Annotated in this window: 17 protein-coding genes and 1 pseudogene; 11 read left to right on the top strand and 7 right to left on the bottom strand. The window is 52.1% G+C overall.

Annotation, left to right across the window (positions count from 1 at the left end):
* Positions 1-708: 708 nt before the first annotated feature.
* Together C5S61_RS23185 and C5S61_RS27620 are read left to right on the top strand one after the other, a co-directional pair.
* Entirely contained in the window at positions 709-1278 is a 570-nt protein-coding gene (locus C5S61_RS23185; protein ID WP_110519369.1) for a hypothetical protein, read from the top strand.
* Positions 1279-1593: 315 nt separating this feature from the next.
* Positions 1594-1893, top strand: a pseudogene (locus C5S61_RS27620) (YbaN family protein); the annotation flags it as partial.
* A 4-nt stretch (positions 1894-1897) separates the two neighbouring features.
* Here C5S61_RS27620 and C5S61_RS23175 read toward each other — a convergent pair.
* The gene (locus tag C5S61_RS23175; protein WP_110519367.1) at positions 1898-3277 is read right to left on the bottom strand and encodes a replication-associated recombination protein A; all 1380 of its coding nucleotides are present in this window, start codon (positions 3275-3277) and stop codon (positions 1898-1900) included.
* Positions 3278-3318: 41 nt separating this feature from the next.
* Between C5S61_RS23175 and C5S61_RS23170 the strand changes: the two genes are divergently transcribed.
* The 3 genes from C5S61_RS23170 (at position 3319) to C5S61_RS23160 (ending at position 6613) form a co-directional block, all read left to right on the top strand.
* On the top strand, positions 3319-4575 hold the full coding sequence (locus C5S61_RS23170; RefSeq protein WP_110519365.1) for a PQQ-dependent sugar dehydrogenase: 1257 nt from the start codon (positions 3319-3321) through the stop codon (positions 4573-4575).
* 314 nt (positions 4576-4889) lie between these two features.
* A complete protein-coding gene (locus C5S61_RS23165) occupies positions 4890-5474 on the top strand; it encodes a putative pterin-binding protein (RefSeq protein ID WP_110519363.1) in 585 nt (194 codons plus the stop codon).
* On the top strand, positions 5474-6613 hold the full coding sequence (locus C5S61_RS23160; RefSeq protein WP_110519361.1) for an STAS domain-containing protein: 1140 nt from the start codon (positions 5474-5476) through the stop codon (positions 6611-6613). The genes C5S61_RS23165 and C5S61_RS23160 overlap by 1 nt, the downstream gene beginning before the upstream one ends.
* Positions 6614-6981: 368 nt before the next feature.
* Here the strand turns inward: C5S61_RS23160 and C5S61_RS23155 are convergent, their stop codons facing one another.
* The 5 genes from C5S61_RS23155 to C5S61_RS27365 form a co-directional block, all read right to left on the bottom strand.
* Positions 6982-7407 (bottom strand): DUF3806 domain-containing protein, encoded by a 426-nt coding sequence (locus tag C5S61_RS23155; RefSeq protein WP_110519359.1) that lies wholly within the window; start codon positions 7405-7407, stop codon positions 6982-6984.
* A 14-nt stretch (positions 7408-7421) separates the two neighbouring features.
* Positions 7422-8447, bottom strand: coding sequence for a DUF4388 domain-containing protein (locus C5S61_RS23150; RefSeq protein WP_110519357.1), 1026 nt, complete (start codon positions 8445-8447; stop codon positions 7422-7424).
* Positions 8448-8498: 51 nt separating this feature from the next.
* Positions 8499-11783 (bottom strand): CPBP family intramembrane glutamic endopeptidase, encoded by a 3285-nt coding sequence (locus tag C5S61_RS23145; RefSeq protein ID WP_110519355.1) that lies wholly within the window; start codon positions 11781-11783, stop codon positions 8499-8501.
* 85 nt (positions 11784-11868) lie between these two features.
* Entirely contained in the window at positions 11869-12876 is a 1008-nt protein-coding gene (locus C5S61_RS23140) for an RNA-guided endonuclease InsQ/TnpB family protein (protein ID WP_240614559.1), read from the bottom strand.
* On the bottom strand, positions 12842-13039 hold the full coding sequence (locus tag C5S61_RS27365) for a helix-turn-helix domain-containing protein (RefSeq protein ID WP_240614558.1): 198 nt from the start codon (positions 13037-13039) through the stop codon (positions 12842-12844). The genes C5S61_RS23140 and C5S61_RS27365 overlap by 35 nt, the downstream gene beginning before the upstream one ends.
* Positions 13040-13350: 311 nt before the next feature.
* Here C5S61_RS27365 and C5S61_RS23135 point away from each other — a divergent pair, with 311 nt between their 5' ends.
* From C5S61_RS23135 to C5S61_RS23125, 3 genes are all read left to right on the top strand, one after another.
* Positions 13351-13551, top strand: coding sequence for a helix-turn-helix domain-containing protein (locus tag C5S61_RS23135; RefSeq protein WP_164689741.1), 201 nt, complete (start codon positions 13351-13353; stop codon positions 13549-13551).
* A 946-nt stretch (positions 13552-14497) separates the two neighbouring features.
* A complete protein-coding gene (locus C5S61_RS23130) occupies positions 14498-15148 on the top strand; it encodes a DedA family protein (RefSeq protein WP_110519352.1) in 651 nt (216 codons plus the stop codon).
* Positions 15149-15237: 89 nt separating this feature from the next.
* The gene (locus tag C5S61_RS23125) at positions 15238-15636 is read left to right on the top strand and encodes a hypothetical protein (protein WP_110519350.1); all 399 of its coding nucleotides are present in this window, start codon (positions 15238-15240) and stop codon (positions 15634-15636) included.
* On the opposite strand, the gene aroQ is transcribed toward C5S61_RS23125, so the two are convergent.
* Positions 15633-16067: a type II 3-dehydroquinate dehydratase gene (gene aroQ, locus C5S61_RS23120; protein ID WP_110519348.1), complete on the bottom strand. Its 435-nt coding sequence runs from the start codon at positions 16065-16067 to the stop codon at positions 15633-15635. The two genes, C5S61_RS23125 and aroQ, sit on opposite strands and share 4 nt — an antisense overlap.
* A gap of 84 nt (positions 16068-16151) precedes the next feature.
* Here aroQ and C5S61_RS23115 point away from each other — a divergent pair, with 84 nt between their 5' ends.
* The 3 genes from C5S61_RS23115 (at position 16152) to C5S61_RS23105 (ending at position 21337) form a co-directional block, all read left to right on the top strand.
* Positions 16152-16646, top strand: coding sequence for a hypothetical protein (locus C5S61_RS23115; protein ID WP_110519346.1), 495 nt, complete (start codon positions 16152-16154; stop codon positions 16644-16646).
* 1099 nt (positions 16647-17745) lie between these two features.
* The gene (ileS, locus tag C5S61_RS23110) at positions 17746-20931 is read left to right on the top strand and encodes an isoleucine--tRNA ligase (protein ID WP_110519344.1); all 3186 of its coding nucleotides are present in this window, start codon (positions 17746-17748) and stop codon (positions 20929-20931) included.
* 70 nt (positions 20932-21001) lie between these two features.
* Positions 21002-21337, top strand: a complete 336-nt coding sequence (locus tag C5S61_RS23105; RefSeq protein WP_110519342.1) for a DUF952 domain-containing protein — start codon at positions 21002-21004, stop codon at positions 21335-21337.
* Positions 21338-21391: the final 54 nt, after the last annotated feature.

The following is a 21391-nucleotide window of genomic DNA, read 5'->3' as shown; positions in this document are numbered from 1 at the left end:
CATGCTCAGCTGTTTCCGGCGTGGCCTCTTGCTGATCATCACCCACCTCATGACCCACCAGCCACTTCCCGTTGGACGTTTTTATCCTGAACCATGGTCACCGGTGTTAACTACCTACCCTTGAAAGCCAGCCCCCTCTCCCACGTCCAGTGGGAGAGGGGGAGCATTGGGTTTCAGCAGAATTGGAAAAGAACCACTGGGTTAAAGCCCCCGTTCATCCGATGGGAGAGGGGTTGGGGGCGAGGGGATCTTACAACCTACCCTTGTAAGCTAGCCCCCTCTCCCACTGGACGCGGGCGAGGGGGAGCATTGGGTTTCAGCAGAATTGGAAAAGAACCACTGGGTTAAAGCCCCCGTTCATCCGATGGGCGAGGAGAGTCGACCGTTTTCACTACGAATTGGAAAAGAACCACTTGGGTTAAAGCCCCTCGCCCGCCGCGTGGGAGAGGGGTTGGGGGTGAGGGGATCTTACAACCTACCCTTATAAGCCAGCCCCCTCTCCCACTGGACGCGGGCGAGGGGAGCATTGGGTTTCAGCAGAATTGGAAAAGAACCACTTGGGTTAAAGCCCCTCGCCCGCCGCGTGGGAGAGGGGTTGGGGGTGAGGGGATCTTAACTCTTGCTGCTGCCTATTGCTAAGAGTGTTACATTGGCGTTATCGCCAAACCTTTATTTCCAGCTATCTATTAATTGTGTGAAGGAGTTGCTGTGAGCGATTCAACCAATCAACAAGCAGTGTTGGCTAGCCAAATTCAAACGCTAGTTGAGCTTTCGGAAGATGATTTATTTCGCAAACTTGGCATTCAGGTTAAACAAGCTGAGGAAGCCGACGCAGCGGAATTAGAAGTAGCGCAGGCTAACGGCGCATTTGCCGAGCCAGTTGGCATCGAAATGGGCTTGGGCGAGAATTTACGCGCCTTTGGTGCACGCTGGTGGGCCGAGATCGAACCAAAGCTCTATAATTTGTTGTGCTCTAGCGAAAGCAGCGAGCGCAGCCAAATTTTGGCCCAGCTGCCTGAAGCCAAGGGCGGCACAGCAACTGCGGTTTCTGGTGGTGATAGTGGCAATGCAGCCGCTGACAATATCGCCACGGCCTTAGCGCCATTATTAATTGGCCTTTTGCCCTTTAACTTGCCAATTATCGCCTCGGTGGGTGCGACGATTGCTGCCAAAATGATTTTGAGCTCAGGCCTCAAAACCACTTGCGATATGTGGCAAGAATCGATTGAAGCCCGCGAAGCTGCCAAAGCCAAAACTGAAGCGAAGCCTGCTGAATAGAATGCCCTCACCCCAACCCCTCTCCCGTACCACAGGAGAGGGGCTTTTTGTTGGTTTTGACGATAATTTGCGGTTCCCGATAGTATAGCAAGTGGCTTTTTGGGTGAAGGTTTTGCTGTGATTCGTGGGCTATCCACGGCTGCGCCCCCTCGCCCGCGTTTTTGTGAGCGAGGGGGTTGGGGATGAGGGAACCTGGTTGCTAATCCAATGAACTATTACAGTTAGGTTATTTAAACAAATTAGCCAACAAACGTTACGGAACTTCGGCCCAAGCAGCGCTATAATATCAACAGTATCGATTTAAGGATTCGTGGTATGACATCAATTCGTAAGTTTCTTTGGGTAAGTCTTGGGACTTTTTTCTTGATATTAGGCGTAATTGGCATTTTCGTGCCCTTGATTCCGACGACTGGGCCGTTATTGGCCTCGGCGGCATGCTATATGCGCGGCTCTCAACGTTGGTACAATTGGCTAATGAGCAATCGCTATTTGGGCGGCTATATTCGCAATTTTCGCGATAAACGCGGCATGCCGTTGCGGGCTAAGATTGTCACGCTGCTTTTGCTGTGGCCAACCTTAACCCTTTCGGCTTGGCTAAAGCCAATTTGGTGGCTTTGGCTCATTCTTTTGGCGGTGGGGATTGGGGTGTCGTGGCTGATGTGGAAGCTTCCGACGTTGCAGCTTGATCCTCAGGGTAACGCCATGCCAAGCGCTGCTGAACCCGCGCCTCATAGCCATGATTTGTCGGGTAGTAGTAGCGATGCCCAGCTAAATTCGGCGGTAGATGCTCCTGTTCAACCTGGGCATCTTTGAAATCGTGGGCATATTGATAGCCCGACCCATAGCCCAACCCTTTCATCAAGCCAGTGACCGCGTTGCGCAGATGCAGTGGCACTGGTTCGTTGCGGGTAGCCTCTACATCGTGAATTACTGCGCCATAGGCTCGATAGACGGCGTTGCTTTTTGGCGCTTGGGCTAAATAGACCACAGCTTGGGCCAAGGCCAATGCACCTTCACCAGTGCCCATAAAATGCACTGCCTGCTGGGCGGCAACGCAAATGCCCAAGGCCAGCGGGTCGGCGAGGCCAATATCCTCGACCGCCATGCGAATGACTCGCCGCGCGACATACAGCGGGTCTTCGCCGCCCTCAAGCATGCGCGCCATCCAATACAACGCGCCATCGGGGTCGCTATCGCGCACCGATTTGTGTAAGGCCGAGATTGCGTCGTAATGTAATTCGCCAGTTTTATCGTAGCTTACATTGCGGCGTTGATAGGCCTCAACAATTGCCTCCAGATCGATCAGGCGTTGGCCGTTTGGCTCGGGAACTTGGGTTAATGCTGCTGCTTCGAGCGCAGTCAAGGCTGCTCGTGCATCGCCGCTGGCCAAATGGATGAGCATATCGCGGGCTTCGGGGCTGAGTTGCACCTGCTGTTTGCCCAAACCGCGTTCAGTATCGATCAAAGCACGCTCGATAATCGCCTCGATCGCCTGATCATCAAGTGATTCCAGCACAATCACCCGACAGCGTGAAAGCAAGGCGCGGTTGATTTCAAACGAAGGATTTTCGGTGGTTGCCCCAATTAAGGTAACCGTGCCATCCTCGACTGCTGGCAGAACTGCATCTTGCTGCGCTTTGTTCCAACGATGAATTTCATCGATAAACAAAACCGTGCGCTTACCATACATGCCGCGGCGCTCGGTAGCCTCTTTGACCACTTTGCGCAATTCGGCGACACCTGCGCTGACCGCCGACAGTGGCTCGAAATGTGCCGAAGAAGCTCCAGCGATAATCCGCGCGAGCGTGGTTTTGCCAGTGCCAGGCGGCCCCCACAAAATCAGCGAAATCAATTGATCGCGCTCGATCAGCCGGCGCAATAAACGCCCTTCGCCAACAATTTTGGTTTGGCCTTCGTATTCGGCCAGCGTGCGAGGCCGCATGCGTGCTGCCAAAGGCGCATCGTTGCTTTGGCTCGCTTGATAGCTAAATAAATCCATGAGTTGTGATACCTTTCTTATGATGATGTTTTGGAGGTACCATGCGCAAATCTCTGCTCCTGATTAGTTTGCTTGGTGTGTTGGTAGCCTGTGGCGAACAACAAGTCGATGCGCCGATTGCGCCGACGAGTGTGCCACTCAACCAACCAGCTGGCAGTTCCGCCACTCCGATTGCTGAAGCAACAGCAGTCATTGTACCAAGCCCTGAGCCAACAACAAGTGCTGGCAAACCAGCGCCCAATGCTCCAACCGAGGTGGTTGAGCCAACCAATCCAATTAGTTTGCCCGACGGCTTTAGCATTAGCGTGTTTCAAAGCAAATTGACTGGCCCGCGTATGCTGACGATCGGCCCAGATGGCGCGATTTATACCGCCGAGCGGGGCGAAGATCGGATTGTGCGCTTGCCCGACCGTAATGCAGATGGCTTGGCTGATGGCGTTGAGGTGATTGCAGATGGCTTCGATTCGCCATCGAGCATGATTTTTGACCAAGCTGGCAATTTGTATGTGGCCGAAACCACCAAGGTGATCAAATTAACTCAGCCTGACGCTGAGGGCAACTACACCCAGCGCCAAACGATCATCGATGGCTTACCTAGTGGCGGTCATAGCACGCGCACGCTGCTCTTCAACGCCGACGAAAGCAAACTGTATGTCGCGGTTGGCTCATCGTGCAATGTTTGTACCGAAGAAGATGAGCGCCGCGCTGCCGTGATGGAATATGATCCCGATGGCAGCAATGGCCGAATTTATGCCAAAGGCTTGCGTAACGCAGTTGGCATTACTTGGCGGCCTGGCACCAACGAATTATGGGCTACCAACAATGGCCGCGATATGTTGGGCGACGATCAGCCACCAGAAACGGTTAATGTTGCCACCAGCGATGGCTTGGATTTTGGCTGGCCGCGCTGTCACTCAGGCCGAATTGCTGACCCTGAATTTGGCAAAGAAGCCAACGCCTGCGAAGGCGTTACACCGCCAGCAGTTGAGATGCAAGCCCACAGCGCCCCGCTTGGCCTCGCCTTTGGCAATGGCAGCAACTTCCCCGAACCCTACCAAAGCGGCTTGTTTGTCGCTTTCCATGGCTCATGGAACCGCTCAACCCCAACTGGCTATAAAGTGGTGTTTGTTCCAATTACCGATGGCAAGGCTGGCAATGCCCAAGATTTTGCGACTGGTTGGTTTACCGATGCTGGCGCAGTTTGGGGTCGTCCAGTTGACGTAATTGTCGGGCGTGACGGCAGTTTGTATATTTCAGATGATGCTGGCGGCGCGATTTACCGCGTCTTTGCCAAATAGCTGCGTCTCGATTTGCTTACCAAGGGTTGTTGCATAACAACCCTTTTTTGCTTAAACCACAGCTACACTAACCAGAGGCCAAACTCGGCGCTACGAGCATTTAACTGTAAAAAATTATTGCTGTGCTTAATCCCCTTTACGGTGGATGAATTCGGTTCAACTATTCACAACCGTGGGGGATAAAGGCTAGCGCAAGACAAGACTTTGGGCATTTTGCACAAATTGCGAACTTGACGTAGCATAGATATAAGAGATCGATTGTGCAAGATTGCTTTACACTCTATCGTTCGCTGTTGGTTTGAGGAGGTCGCTGCATGCGTTTCGCGCTTCGCCCGTGGGTTCGCCTATTGGTTATCAATTTGTTTGTTTTGGGAAGCCTGATTGCTTGTGGCACCACCACGACTGATCCTGCTAACGCCTACACGGTGGTTACTCCTGCAACCATTAACCCTGGCGATCCAATTCCTGCCCCCAGTTCAGAGGTTGTTCTGAGCCTCAGCGGCCTGATTGGCCAAACCAATAATGGCCAGCAACTTGATTTCAGCATGGAAACGCTCGAGCAACTCGGTGTGGTCGAATATACGCTTGCTGATCCATTCTTGGGCCGAACCGTAACCTACCAAGGCGTGTTGATTAGCAGCATTTTCGCTGCGGCCAAGGTTGGCGACAGCGCCAAAACCATCAAAGCGATTGCCTTGAATGACTATAGCGTTGATATTCCAATCGATGAATTGCGCACCATGCCCGTGATCTTGGCAACCCGTTTGGATGGCGAGCGCATGGCGGTTTCCGATAAAGGCCCCTTGGAAATTGTGTTTCCATACCACGCCTACAAACTTGAGCACGAAAAATATGTGGGCATGTGGATCTGGCAGTTGCGGAGTATGGAGATTAACTAATGCAGCCTCGCCGTTGGATTCAACGATTGGTGCTCGCAGGCACAAGCTTGATCTTTTTGATCTTGCTTGTGCTGTTGGGCTTTAATTTACAAACGTTAAGCGTTGCCAACCGCTTCTTCACGCTTGATGGCGGCATTTGGAACCCAACTCAGCTTGAGCGCGAAATTTTGCGCCTGCGGGTGATTGCCAATGAAATTAGCATGGGTACGACCAATTTAGGCAACGAGTTTGTGCTACGACGTAATTTAGTTGGCAGCCGCATTAATATTTTGAGTGATTTTTATCGCGTTGAGCGCGAAGATCAACGCAGTTTGCTCGAACGTAGCTCGTTTGAAGTGATTAAGCGCGATTTCTTTACGCTCGAAAATCAGACGCGGCTTAATATTTCGACCAACTCGGTGCAGCAATTAATTCCAGTTTTAAGCAATATGGAAACCAATGCGCGCACGATGGTCAACGAGCGCCGCCAAATTGTCGATCGCGCCGCGCAATTTCAACGCCAATCGCTTGAGCGTTTGCGCATCACGCTGTTATTTATCCTTGGCGGGATTATTATTCAAGTGCCGATTTTCTTTTTACTCAGTCGGCGGCGGTTTGATACAACTCTGCAACAAGCCTATAGCACCTTGCAAGAGCGCTCGACCGCGCTTGAGCAATCGCAGCACGAATTGGCAAGCTCAAACACGCTAGCGCAGCAGCAAAACGAGGCTCTGCAAAAAACCTTGGCCGATTTAGAGAAAAGTATGGCTGAACGCAGCGTTTTGGAAACCACGGTGCTGCGCATGCAGTTTCCCATTATTCCGTTGCGCAATCGCATGGCGATTATGCCAGTGATTGGCAATTTATCCAGCGAGCGCGTGCAGATTGCCACCGATTCAGCAGCGCAATATGTGGAAGTCAAACGGATTAAAGTGCTTTTGTTTGACATAACAGGGGTTTCGGCAATTGATCGTTCAGCAGCTGCCAAGATGCAGCAACTGTTGCAGATGTTGCGCTTGCTTGGCTGTGAGCCGGTATTGGTGGGCGTTACGCCCGAGGTTGCCGAAGAATTGGTGCATACTGGTTTGGCCCAGCATGGCCTGCAAACCTACGCCAATTTGCAGCAAGCAATCGAGGCCACAGCGAAAACGTTGGAGTAAAAAGCAAAAGTCAAAAGTCAAAAGTCAAAAAGAGCACGCAGGCGATAGTGTAGATTTGATCCACGAAGAGCACGAAGAGCACGAAGGGCTGTAGGCTTTTGGCTATGTGTACTGGTACATTGGATTGGCAATCGTGTTCCCTCACCCCCCAGCCCCCTCTCCCACTGCACGCGGGCGAGGGGGAGCACCTTTCACCGACGAATGACGCAAGAACCAGCGGGTTAAAGCCCCTCGCCCGCGCACGGGAGAGGGGTTGGGGTGAGGGGATCAGACACTATTTAACGTGATGAACCAGTACATATAGGCTATTGGCTTTTGATTTTTGCCTTCTGCCTTTTGATTTGCCTTTTATCCCTCATCCTTCATCCCTACTTTGGGCCACTCCAATTGCGGCTTGGGTCGATCAAGTTGGGAATAGCCTCGTAAAACATGCGCACTGAATGCTCATCGCCAGCAGCAATATGTTTATAGACTTTGTTAAACGGATAAACCCAAATATCGCCGCCTTGGACGGGCAGGGCAATGCCCCAATCGTTGCTCTCGCGTTCGAGGCCCCAACGCCCGCCATAGTTGGCAATAATGCAGGCTCCTAAAAACGCACCCAACGATTGCACCAAGCTGGGTGGCACGTTCTCAGGGTCGTGATTGGGCCGAATTTGTTCGATGTAGGTATTGAGCCATTTCACTGCCAAGTGATTATACTCAAGCTCTATGCCAAGCTGGCTTTGCACCGAGCGCACAAAATGTTGCGCCAAATGCTCTAAGCCAGCGATAATTTTTTCGTTTTGCGACATAACGACCTTAATGATTATTTGGTGGCCTGTTCGAGTACGCGTAAGGTCAGGTTTGGCACACCAAAGGGTAACGGATGATTATTGGGCATTGGCTTCAAACGGCTATTGCCCGATTCATGCTCCAAAATGCCAATGACTTGGCCTTGGTAAAACGGCACATACAAGGTTGGTTTATCGGGCACGCTAATTTGCACGGCTCCGGTTGCACTGCGCTTATGCACATCGGCAACAACCTGCTGCAAGATTGTTTTCGAGGCCGTAATTGCTACAGGCCGACTAGGATCAGCACCAACAATCGCACTACAGGCTTCGATCAAACGCGCTGGAGTTTGGTAGAGATCGGGCTGCGAATGGGCGCTGGCCAAATGCTGCAAGGCTTGATTGGCGCTAAACCATTGATCATTGCCCAAATCTTGGGCGTAAACTCCACGCAGATTGCCCTCGCTGAACAGCACAATCCCCATGACAAAGCCCGTGCTTTGCGCTCCTGGCTGATAGTAGAGATAGCCAGAAAAGCGTTGGCCATGTAAATATTCGAGTTGCTTGCCGAGCGGCAGGCTTTGCAAGTGCTTGCTGCTATTCTGGTCGTGCTCGCCAGGCGGCAGCACCAACGAACGCCGCACAGGCTGCGGAATCAAGGCCTCTTTGGGAATTGGCGCAGCACTCAGGCCAAAAAACTCTAAGGCAAAATCCTGCTCAGGTGGTCGATTTAAAATTTCACCTTCGACCATAATCGTTAACAAACGATCAAAATTTGCCACCATTTCTGCATTAATACTATGCGCAGGTTTAAACAAGTTATCGGCGGCGTTCCACTCAAAATGGCCCGAACGCCGCGTTAATAGCCAATCAACTGCATCTTCGCCAATTTGGCCATGTGGGTCTACTTGGCCATGGCGCAACATCCCATCGACAAAAAATAAATGCACCCGATCTATGTGATCGATCCATGTGAGTCGGCCCGATAATTGTCGCCGTTTCACGGTTTCAACCACTTGTGGTAGATCGTGAAGGTGCGGGATTGCCGCCAATGAATTCATACCATCCTCCACACCAAACAAGTAGCCCGTCGAATATGTGTTTGCGTCTGATTAATTTTCTGCATTCTGTGTTTGCCACCATCCACCGAAATACCACCCACAAAAGCCACAGAAGAACACAATCAAGGTTGCGCCGTTCAGTTGCCACGAATGTGGGGTTGTTGCAAGTAATGTTAGGGCTGCTGGCAAGATGTTTGCCAACCACAACGCCACCGCCAAAGCCAAACCATTCCAGCGCAACGTGCGGCCAAGCCAGATGCTGATCAGCACGCTTAGCCCTAAAATAAGCCATTGGGCTGGTTCGCGTAATGGCAACAGAGTTAATGCCATTCCAAGACAGGTTATTGCCAAGGCGATTTGCTGCTTCCCACGTACTACCCATGTTAGCATGCTCAGGCTACCGATCAAGAGCAACGTTGTGGTGATTGCATCAAATGTTGCTTGTAATAGTATATCAAGCATTGCTGATTGTGCGTTGAGCGGTTGCACACTGGCCCAAAAGCCGGCTTTGGCGGTTGTCAGGTTCACTAAGCTGCGAATCAGCAAGATCCATGGCACGAGCAAAATGCCCAACACCACGCTTTCACGCCGCAAAACTTGGGCCCGATCAGCTACGAAATCTTGTAGCCGATGCGGAATTGCCCGAATAAAGGCTTCGAGTGGCAATTGTTGCTCTTTTTTAGTTAGATTCCAAACGGTTGCTGCCCCAGCACCCAACAACGCTAGCTCGCCGCCATTCAACACTGCGTTGGCCAAGGTTTGGCTGATCGCCAAAATAAAGCGCGGCCCTTCACTGACTTGGGCAAATGTCCAGCGCCCTGCGCCTTGAATCAAGTAGCCAATCCCCACCACAACGCCCAACCAAACCCATGGCCAAAGCTCAGTGCGCCGCCGAAAAATACCAATCAAGCCCAAAATCGGCAAGATCGTCGCCGGAATTGTGCGCAAGGCACTGCGCAGATTGCTCAGAATACTTTCGCCCAAGGTGGTTTGGTCGCGCTCGCGGCGATATTCTGGTGGTGTGTACATCGCTGGCGAGCTGGTAATGACTTGATCGCCGGCCACCGTTACTTCGAAGCGCCGATAAGCTTGGCCAATCCATGGCATTTTTGTCTGCCATACAAAGCTATAATCGCTACGATTGGGTTTTTGGCTCGTGCTGGTATTGGCCAACTCATACTCATCAAGCTTAATAAATTGGCTGGCATGGTTGGTGGCAATTGTTTGTGCTTGCTCAAGCGTGGTCGAAATGGCGCTAGCATTTTCGGGCAAGCCCAAGCGATATGAGAGCAACTGGCCTGCTGGGTCGAGATAGACCAACCAACTATATTCAGGCCGATCCCAATTCGACCAGCGCACGCTCCAGGCGCGCGGCGTGCCCTTGGCAATCGCGGCATCAATGTCTTGCTCATCAAGTTGATCATAGATGTAGGCCAAATCGAGGTCAACCCAATCGGCCACGGCAGTAACACTGGGATTCAAGCCATTTAGATCGATCTTGCGTGCTTGGGCCATGGCTTCAGTGTTTGCTACAAGATCTGCGCGCACTGCATTGCGAGCCAAGGCTGGCGCACGATTCAGCCCAATAACCAGCAGAATTATCACCACCACGCCCGATAAGCCAGCAAATAAGACCCAATCGCGTCGCCATTTCCAGCTTAATTGGGGCACGACTGCATCGGGAATTTGGGGCGGCAACGCTGCGCGAATCGTATTATCGTTTTCGAGCGGAATGCCGCGCAATTGCCGAATAATTGAGGGTACGAGCAGCCACAACACCAAGGCTGCTGCAGCAATTCCGCTCAGCAAATAGAAGCTATTGGTTTTCCAAAACAGCGGCACATACAGCGAGGCATTATAGGTATAGTGGGCAGCGATTGAGGCCAGCACACCATAACGCAAGCTCAAAAAGCCAAACAAAATGCCGATGATGCTTAATTCGACAACTCGAATATAAAACGGGCGTTGTGGATAGGTGGCGTGCAGCGCTGCCCAAACCACCGCTGTGACGATGATTGCCAGTTTTGGGCGGCCAAAATAGCGGGTCAAAACTGTAATGCCGCCTAAGCGAAAGATTAATTCCTCGCCAATTGCAGGTAACAAACCAAGCGCCATGCCATACAGGGCTGGAAACGGCGTGGCAATCGTATCGTCGTAGAGCGGTGTAACTGGCGACCAAACGCCAAAATAGCGGTTGCCCAAGGCATAAAAGGCCGATACAAAGCCCAATTGGAAAATGCCAACCAAGCCGCCAACCCAGAGCGCCTGCACCACCGGACGACTCACTAAGCCGCGCCGAGTCAGGGTTTCGCTCAACGAAACTGTGCCCTCGGTCTTTTCCCACACTAGCGCCTCGCCAGCCATGCCCGCTAAAATGATGGTGGTGGCGATTGCGACGAGTTGGCCAATGTAGCCGCCAAGCACATTGCCCCAATAGACTGGCAAGCTTTGGTTCACGTCGTAATGGGCCAAATCGAGCGGAATGCTGTTGAGCATCACCAACACGCCGACTACCGCGACCGCCGCAAACAAGTGCAAGGCCCAGCGCCAGCGCAAACGACCCCGCCGCGCCTGAATAAACCAGGCTACGCCGATCAAGGCTGTCAGAGCGTAGGTCAAGGTCCAGCCAGTATGGTTGAGCAGGCCGCCGCGCCGCATTTGCCAATCTTTCTCCAGATACCAACTTTGCGGCAGCCAATAATACTCGCTGAGCTGGCCCAAATCATTACCAGCAATCGTGACACTATAGCGATATTGCGCTTCAGCATCGGCTCGATCGCGGCGTTGCCAGATAAACGTATGGTCGGTACGATTAGGCTGTTGGGTCGTAAATTGATCGAGTAAGGTTAATTGATCAAGTGGAATTTGCAACTTATTTTGGGCTAATCGCAAGGCCTCAGCTTGGCTCAACTTAAGTCCAGCAGCCTCGTCAGGGCGGATATGATTAATCGCCAAGATACGGCCTGTGGTTGGCGAAATGCTAACCAACCATTGCTCAGGGTCAAGCTCACGCCAAAAGCGCACATTCCAACTAGCCAGATTAAGATCTTCCTGCACCCGTTGATTGAGCGTTTCGCGGCCTCGCTCACGAATTAAATACGATTGCGCGTCATTATCCGAGCCAAAGGTAATGGTTTGGGTAAAGTTGCTGGGATCGCCACCCACTCCTAACACTGCATACACTGAACCCTGCAAAGCTGCATCACGATCCACGTTGAAGCGAATCTCGGCCATGGGCGTTGATTCTGCCGCGAAAACAATGGCTAAGAGAATGCCAATTAAGGCTAAAAGAACAAATCCTGGGGGAATCAGTCGTTTGGTATCGGGCTTATGCACGCCACCCCTCCATCGCTGTTAGGTTGCTATGTCCAGTGTGAACTACCATGCCCACGAGGGGCGTGGCTTCTGCCTTCAACGATAGCTACCAGCATTTCGCTGGATTTACACCATCTCCGGCAGCGTTTTGGCTTTCCGTCGTCCCAACGGCAAGCAGGCGTATTCCTTCATGCACGATGTTAATCGCAGCATTGACATCGCAATCATGGGTCGTACCACAGGTGTGACATGTCCAGATTCGATCCGCTAGCGTCAAGGCGGTTTTAGTCTGGCAGGAGTGACAGGTTTTCGATGAGGCGTAGAAACGCCCAACCTTCATCACCCGCCGTCCGTGCCATTCGGCTTTTTCCTGCAATCGTTGCATGAAGGTACTGAGGGCGGCATCACTGAATGATTTGGCCAGCTTGGTTCTCGCAAGGCCTTTGATAGTCAGGTCTTCGATGCACACCACGTCGAATCGTTGAACCATCCCCAATGCATGTTTATGGAGCCAATCGGCGCGTTGGTTGCTGATTTTCTGGTGAATTTTGGCAACCCGCTTGCGAGCTTTCAATCGATTTTTACTACCCTTTTGAGCGCGTGAGAGTTTGCGCTGAGCGCGGGCAAGTTTCTTCTGGCTTCGGCGGTAGAACTTCGGTGGTGCGGTCTTCTCGCCCGTTGACAGGGTGGTGAAGGATTCAAGCCCCACATCAATGCCTACAGGCTGATCCACCGTGAGCAGAGTATCAGGGCGGTCGATATGACAGACAAAAACAACCCACCATGTGCCCGTGGCATCTTGTTTGATCGTTGCGCTCTTTGCTATGCCTTGCAAGGGGCGATGAATAACCGCCTGCATCAGCCCGATTTTTGGCACGCTGATCGTGCGATCATTGATTACCGTCACACCTTGCGGGAAGCGGAGGCTATGCGGGGTGACTTTGCGAGATTTGAAGCGCGGATACTTGGCGCGTTTGGCAAAAAAGTTGCTGAAGGCCGTTTCTAAATCCATCAGCGCTTGCTGCAACGGTTGCGAATGACAATCACGCAAAAAGGCCGTTTTCGGTTGACGTTTCAGATCAACCAGCATCGCCGCAAGTCGTTGATAGCTCAGCCGTTGACCCGTTGTTTGGTAGTGGGTTTGCTTGCAGTGCAGCGCCCAATTCGGGAACCCTCTGGGTGACAAAGCGTCGGCAACCTGCCCACTGGACCAAGGTTTCGACCTGGGCAGGTGTGGGTTGCAGACGGTATTTGTAACAACGGGTAACAGTTCGCATGATCAGGCTTCCTTTTGGTTGGCGCTATCCATGGCAATGGTTTGGGCGGAAACCGTTCCCGCCGAACCGACACCCAGCGGGTACGCGGCACCCATCTCTCCAAAGTCCACTACCCCAACAATGGCGGTGTTTCAGCGTTGGGAACGTGCGAAACACATCCACAGCAAAGAATGCTTTTCAACGTCTTCCCAATTATACACTAGTATATATTTGTCAATGACGAAGTATCGATATTATATATAACTATTGACTATAGCGCTAATCTATAATAGACTCTAAACATGGAAACTCTATCATATCAAGGGGCAGATATGCCAGCGGAATTTTACACAACCGAGGAATTAGCCGAATATCTAAAGCTGTCAGAACAGACCATTCGGCTATGGATTAAGCAAGGCAAGGTTAAATCGTATAAGTTCGGACGCGCCCATCGCATCCCAATTGAGGAGGTTCAGCGATTCCTTGAGGAGGCAAGAAAGGAATCGCAACAAGAAGTAGATGATAACAAATGAGAATGCCCTCACGCTGCTACGAACAGCCGAGGGAGCGGCTACACCGAACCAAGGAAGGCAGAGCGACGGCGAGGATACCCGATACTGGCCGTTTTTTGACTGGATGGGATAGCATCTGGTGTACGCAGTCAAAACAACCGAACCACGCATGATTGCTCTGCACAAGCGAGCCTGCGATTGCGCTCTTTAACGGATCTTCGTCAGAACTGGCACGCATGCATCCCACGCGGAGAACCCACACCGTGGATCTTGGGGCGGGGTTTTCTGCGGCAAGCCTATAAAGCAAAGTGAGGGATGAGGGATGAAGAACGGAGAGCATAGAGCATAGAAGGTTGGATTAACGCAGAGAAACGATGGCTGTAGGCTTTGGGCTATGGGAACAATAATTAAGCTAATCTGTGTCATCTGTGGCAAAAAATAGGGGTCGGTTGTTGGGGGCTGGGGATCGGTTGCTCGTCTTGGAGTCAATAGCCCTTCGTGCATTTTGTGGAGCGAAATGTTAACGCAGAGGCGCAGAGCGACCGAAGGATGTGGGATGAAGCCTATAGCCACATCTTCGCGATCTTCGTGGTTTCTCACCTTCGTGCTCCTTCGTGTCCTTCGTGGATCGAAATATTTAACGCAGCGGCGCAGAGAAACGATGGCTCTAGGCTTTTGGGCTATGGGAACAATAATCAAGCAAATCTGTGTCAAAAAATAGGGGTCGGTTGTTGAGGGCTGGGGATCGGTCGCTCGTCCAATAGCCTAGAGCCAAAAGCCAGCCTTCGCGTCCTTCGCGTTCTTCGCGTTCTTCGCGGTTACTTTCCCTTCGTGCTCTTCGTGGATCAACAATAACTCCTTCCCAATGGCTTCTTACTTGTCGAAAAAGAGAGATTAGGGTATTGTTTGCAGGCGTGGCCTTCAGATGCCACCCACCAAACCCCCACTTAAAGGAGCAGAAACACTCATGTCAGCAATAATGGACAAAGTTCAAGAAATTATTACTGCGATTATTAACTTATTAAGCTACCCAGGCATTGCATTGGTGATGTTTGCCGAAAACCTCTTTCCACCAATCCCTTCAGAATTGGTCATGCCCTTCGCTGGTTTTAATGTTGGCAAAGGCGAAATGAACCTTGTTGCCGTGATGATTGCGGGCACAATTGGCGCGGTTTTAGGTGCGCTAGCCCTGTATTATATTGGTATGTGGGCCGATGAAACAATTATTCGGCGTTTTATTCGGCGCTTTGGCAAATTCTTTTTCATTAGCGAAGCTGACATCGATAAAACCCTTGCCTTCTTTGAAAAACGTGGCGAAATTGTGGTCTTTACTGGCCGCTTGATTCCCTTGGTGCGCAGTTTGATCTCCATTCCTGCTGGCATGAACCGCATGCCAATGGGTCGCTTTTTGCTCTGGACGACCTTTGGCTCGTTGATTTGGAATGGCATTTTGACCTATGCAGGCATCGTGCTTGGCGCACAATGGGAAAATGTGCTGGGCCTCGTCGATCGCTACGAAAAAGTTGCTTTTGCCATTATTGGCGTGTTTGGGATTTGGTTTATTGCAAGTCGCGTCGTCAAGGCCCGTCGCAATCGCGCTCAATCAAAGCAAGTATAACCCAAAGCCATTCCCCCGACCGATTGCAAATCGATCACGGTACGTATCATGAGCTGCGTACCGTGATTTGCCGTTAACAAGGAGTTTTCATGGCCGTTTTTGTTGAACAAGAAGCCATTTTAGAATTATTGCAAACCTCGCGAGCCGCCAGTTTGGCCGCGCTCCAACATGTGCCAGCCATCGATTTAGCGCAGTTGATTGCGCTTGAGCAACAAGCAACTAAGGATTGTGCTGCTCATGCCAAGCAACCAGCGCAGCTTGTGGCCGAGGCAAATAGCTATGATCAATGGCAAGCGCAACGCCAACATCTAGCTGCAACGATCGCTGCAATTCCATGGGCCAGCTATGGCCAGCGCATCCAAACGACGGCTGGGTCACTGTATTTGGGCGAGTTGGTGAAGCGTTTGATTGCCGCCGAGCATCAGCAATTGAGCCAGCTGCTTCAGGCTGGCCAACACCCGCCAATTATTGCCCAATGGGCCGATTAAGCCTGCTGGCTTTGAGCAAACCAATCGATTGCATACAAATAGCCTTGCCAGCCTAGCCCGCTAATTTGGCCTTGAGCAATTGCGGCCACAACCGAATGATGGCGAAAGGTTTCGCGAGCGTAGACATTCGATAAATGGACTTCGATGATTGGCACATCCATCAAGGCCAAGCCATCGCGCAGGCTCAAACCATAGTGGGTCAATGCGCCTGGGTTGATAATGATGCCCTGAATCTTGCCATAATGCGCATGCAGCGTATCGACCAACACGCCTTCGTGGTTCGATTGCACGAAACTCAATTCAATGCCTGCGGTGCTGGCGCGTTCGCTCATGGCGCTATGAATATCAGCCAGCGTGGTTGAGCCATACATTGTTGGCTCGCGTTGGCCAAGCATGTTAAGATTTGGGCCTTGTAGGACTAAAAGATGCATGAATAGTGCTCCTGATTGCCAAATGCGCGGCTATTGTGCGTCGAAGCCCAAGCCTTGTCAATCGCAGCAAGCGAGGATAGACCAATGGAATTTGGATTAAACGAAACGCAGCGCGCGTCAATGCTGGCGATGTGGCAACACTTGAGCGAGCAAGAGCTGCCAGAAGAGCGGCTTTCGTTTGCTGGTTTGCAAGCCTTGCCACGTTTGGTCGAGCAAGCACTGAAACATGGCGACCAGGCCAGCCTCACTGCAAGCCTGATCAATCCATTGTATTGGCATCAGACCGCGAGTTATGGCCATGGTTTGTTGGCACGCGAGCGCAGAGTGCCAATCGATCATGCGGCCTATCGCTTGAGTTGGTGGCTTTGGCTGCGGCTCTACAATCTTGCCAACGCCAAGCTTTGGTTTGATCAAGGTCAGCGCTATGCCACGTTGCTGCTGGCTGACGCAGAGCATCAAGAGCCAACAGTTTGCCCGCTGAATACTGCAACAACCATCGAACTGGCGGCAGTGCTTGAACAGCGTTTGCTGGTGCCAAGTGGTTTTCATTGCCGCCATGTTCTTGTTGTAAGAGCATAGAGCAAAGAACATAGAACATAAAGCAACTGAAACCGCGAAGAGCGCGAAGGGGATGTGGCTATCTTTCAAGGGTGGGTGTTAAGATTCCCTCACCCCAACCCCTCTCCCGTGCGCGGGCGAGGGGCTTTAATTCCTTGGTTTTTTGCGGAATTCGTGGTAAAAATGGTGGCTCCCCCTCGCCCGCGTTCAGTGGGAGAGGGGGCTGGCTTACAAGGGTGGGTGTTAAGATCCCCTCACCCCAGCCTCTCTCCCGTGCGCGGGGCTTTAACGCCGTGGTTCACCCCGCCAATTCCTTCGTGAAAACCGATGCTCCCCCTCGCCCGCGTTCAGTGGGAGAGGGGGCTGGCTTACAAGGGTGGGTGTTAAGATCCCCTCACCCCAACCCCTCTCCCGTGGCGCGGGCGAGAGGCTTTAATTCCTTGGTTTTTGTCGCAATTCCTTCGTGAAGACGCGATGCTCCCCCTCGCCCGCGTTCAGTGGGAGAGGGGGCTGGGGGGTGAGGGAATACTTGCCACCACCAATCGCTCAAAACCTACCCTTGTAAGGATGTGGCTCTAGGCTCTAGGCTATTCGACGATCGACCGATCCCCAGCCCCCAACAACCAACCCCTATTTTTGGCCACAGATGCCACAGATTAGGCTGATTATTGTTCCAATTAGCCAATAGCCTAATCCCTTTCTACCTTGTACCGTTATGTTCTATGCTCTCTGTTCTATGTTCTTAATTTTGTACTTCATCCTTGATAATTCAGACTTTAGTCTTTTGACTTCTGACTTTTAATTATGGTACAATCGGGCCACAGGCGTTGACGGAGCCGAGTAGTTGGGCCAAATCCTGAACCAGCGAGCGTGCACATGGTGTGAGGCACGTATCAGTAACCCCAACCAAAATCTCTCCTGAGCCGAACGCTGAACCCCTTGGCAGTAAGCGAACCGGATATCCCCCGTTATCGGGATGACGTTGTGATGGCAACGGCTTAAAGTGGGTAGCTCGTGCAAACGGCTATCAAGCAGGGTGGTACCGCGAGGTCTTTTCGATAACCTCGTCCCAGCAGTGTGGGGCGGGGCTTTGTGTTTTTTAGCCAACGAGGAGTCAACAATGGCGTTTGCAGCAGTTGATCCCAAGGTGTCGTTTCCGACACTAGAGGATGAGATCGCCGCTTGGTGGGAGGCCCATGGCATCGTCAAAAAGACGCTAGCCCATGGCGATGCTTCACGTCCGTTTGTCTTTTTTGAAGGGCCGCCAACTGCCAACGGTCGGCCTGGGATTCACCACGTCGAGGCTCGTTCGTCGAAAGATATTATGGTGCGCTTCAACCGCATGCTTGGCAAAAAGGTCATCGGCGCACGCGGTGGCTGGGATACCCACGGCCTGCCAGTTGAACTCGAAGTTGAAAAGAAACTTGGCTTTGCGGGCAAGCCAGACATCGAAAAATATGGCATCACTGAATTTAATGCTGCCTGCCGCCAATCAGTTTGGGATTACATCCAAGAATGGGAAAAGCTGACCCAGCGCATCGCCTTCTGGATCGATCTCGAAGATCCCTACATCACCTACGACAACAAGTATATCGAGTCGTTGTGGTGGATTTTTAAGCAATTGAATGAGCGCGAATTGCTGTATCGTGATTATAAAGTGACGATGCACTGCCCACGCTGTGGCACGTCGCTCTCTGATCACGAAGTGGCTCAAGGCTACCAAGATAACACTGATGATCCATCGGTCTGGATTCGTTTCAAGCACACGCCAACCAACCATGCTTTGGATGCCCAAGTGGCCGATGCAGCCTTCTTGGCTTGGACAACCACACCTTGGACCTTGCCTGCTAACGCTGGTTTGGCGGTCAACCCTGAGGCAACCTATGTGCTTGCTGAGCACGATGGCCAACGCTATATCGTGGCCGAAGCCTTGGTGGGCGCGGTGTTGGGCGAAACTGCAACCACCGTGGCGAGCTTTACTGGTGTCGATTTGCAGGGCTTGCGCTATACGCCACTCTTCGCTGGGGTTGGCGATAATGGCGCAGCGATCGATTTGAGCAGCGCCTATCGCGTGGTTGCCGATGAATTTGTTTCGTTGGAAGACGGCACGGGCATTGTGCACATCGCGCCAGCCTATGGCGACTTGGAAATTGGCCGCAAGTATGGCTTGCCAACCTTGTTCTCGGTCGATTTGGCGGGCAAAGTGTTGAGCAGCTTTGAAAGCCTTGGTTTTGCAGGTTTGTTCTTCAAAGAGGCTGATCCAAAAATCACCCGCCATTTGAAAGAACAAGGCGCATTGTTCAAATCAGGCCGTGTGTTGCACACCTATCCATTCTGTTGGCGCTGTAAAACGCCGTTGCTGTTCTATGCCAAGCAATCGTGGTACATCCGCACAACAGCCTTGAAGCAACAATTGATCGACAATAACAAAAAGATCAATTGGGTGCCTGAGCATATCCAAACTGGGCGCTTTGGCAACTGGCTCGAAAATAATATCGACTGGGCGATCAGCCGCGAGCGCTATTGGGGTACGCCGCTGCCAGTTTGGGCCTGCGATAATTGCCAACATATCGATGTGGTTGGCTCGTTGGCTGAGCTTGGCGAACGTTGGGGCCAAGATACCGCCAATCTCGATTTGCACCGCCCATTTGTTGATGCGCCAACGTGGGCCTGTCATGCTTGTGAAGCTGGCACGATGCAGCGCATTCCCGATGTGGCCGATTGCTGGTTTGATTCAGGCGCAATGCCAATCGCGCAGTGGCATTATCCATTTGAAAATCAAGAACTGTTTGAAGTTGCTGGCCAAGCCGATTACATTTCGGAAGCTATCGACCAAACGCGTGGTTGGTTCTATACCTTGCACGCAGTTTCAACCTTGCTCTTTGATCGCCCAGCCTACAAAAACGTGATCTGTTTGGGTCACTTGTTGGATGGCAAAGGCGACAAAATGTCCAAATCCAAGGGCAACATCGTTTCGCCTTGGGAAGTGGTCGAGAAGTATGGCGCTGATGCAGTGCGCTGGTATATGTTTGCCGCAGGCCAGCCCTACAATCCACGCCGTTTCTCTGCCGATTTGGTCAGCGAATCGTTGCGCCAGTTCTTGTTGACCTTGTGGAACACCTATAGCTTTTTCACAACCTACGCCAATGTTGATGGCTGGACACCAGCTGTTGCTCAAGGCGATTTGGCGGCGATCGATCGCTGGGCCTTGGCACGGCTCAATGGTTTGGTGCGCGATGTGCGCAACGATCTGACCAATTACGACATGAACACGCCAGCCAAGCGGCTCGAACAATTCGTTGACGAGCTTTCGAACTGGTATGTGCGGCGCAATCGGCGGCGCTTCTGGGGCAGTGAGATGAATGGCGATAAGCAAGCTGCCTATTCAACCTTATACACATGTTTGGTGACGATCAGCAAACTGCTGGCTCCGTTCACGCCATTCGTGGCCGAATCGCTCTACCAAAATTTGGTGCGCAGCTACGACCAAAACGCCGCCGAGAGCGTACACATGGCCTTGTTCCCAGAAGCCGATCTGGCGCTGATCGATGATGAATTGATTCGCAAGACCGACTTGCTGCTCAAAGCCGTCAGTTTGGGCCGTGCCGCGCGCAAAAACGCTGGCATGCGCGTGCGCCAACCGTTGAGCGAAGTTCTGGTGCGCTTGCCACGCGGCGAGCAACTCGACGAATTGAGCGCTGAACTCAGCGACGAACTCAATATCAAGTCGGTGCGCTGGCTCGGCGTTGGCGATGGCTTGGTCAGTTATCGCTTCAAGCCCAATTTACGCTCGGTTGGCAAGAAATTTGGCAAATTAGTGCCAGCCTTGCGCGAAGTTTTGGCTGGCCTCAGCAGCGAGCAAGCAGCCGATGCAGCGCATAAAGTTGAAACTGGTGCCAGCTTCGAGGTCGAGGTCGAAGGCCAAACCCTAACCTTGGCTGCCGACGATGTGTTGATGGAAGCTTCATCGCCAGAAGGCTACGCTGTGGCCGAAGGCGAAGGCTTGTTGGTGGCTTTGGTCACAACCTTGACCGACGAATTGCTGCGCGAAGGGATCGCCCGCGAAATCGTGCGTAATCTCAACGATGCCCGCAAAGCAGCCGATCTGGCGATCACCGATAAGATCAACGCCACTTTAGGCAGTGAAGTCGATTTGGCAGCAGTTGTGGCTGAATATGCCGATTACATCAAGGCCGAAACCTTGTGCGAAAACTTGAGCGTCGGCGATGCCAGCGCCAACCAACACACCAGCACGATGGAGTTGGAACAAGGCAAACTGAGCCTTGGCATCAGCAAAATCGCCTAATTGAAGCTCAGTGCGGCGTATGCAGCAACAGCATGCGCCGCATTGATCATTAATCATTCAAGGAATAGCTATGCTTTTACATATTATTTTGCCCGCAGAATGGCAACAGGCCGTGGCTGCTGGCGAATATCGCCCAGCCTCGTTGGCCGACGAAGGCTTTATTCATTGCTCAACGCCTGAGCAAGTGTTAACGCCGGCCAATTCGTTTTATCACGGTCAAGCTGGCTTACAATTGTTGTGCATCGATCCTGCTTTGCTCCCAGCCAAATTGGTTTACGAAGATTGCTACGAAACAGGCATGCAATTTCCGCATATTTACGGCCCGCTCAATCTCGATGCTGTCGTGAAAATCGTCGATTTTCCGGTTAAGCCCGATGGCACGTTTGATCAGCCGCAGCTTGATTGAAATGGGGATTGGGGCTGTCTCTTATACCCCTCTGACGCTGCCGACGAAGCTCGA

It is taken from the genome of Herpetosiphon llansteffanensis, assembly GCF_003205875.1.
In the GTDB taxonomy this organism is placed as follows: domain Bacteria; phylum Chloroflexota; class Chloroflexia; order Chloroflexales; family Herpetosiphonaceae; genus Herpetosiphon; species Herpetosiphon llansteffanensis.
Note: the sequence above shows the minus strand (reverse complement) of the source record. Positions and strands in the feature narration are given on the sequence as shown.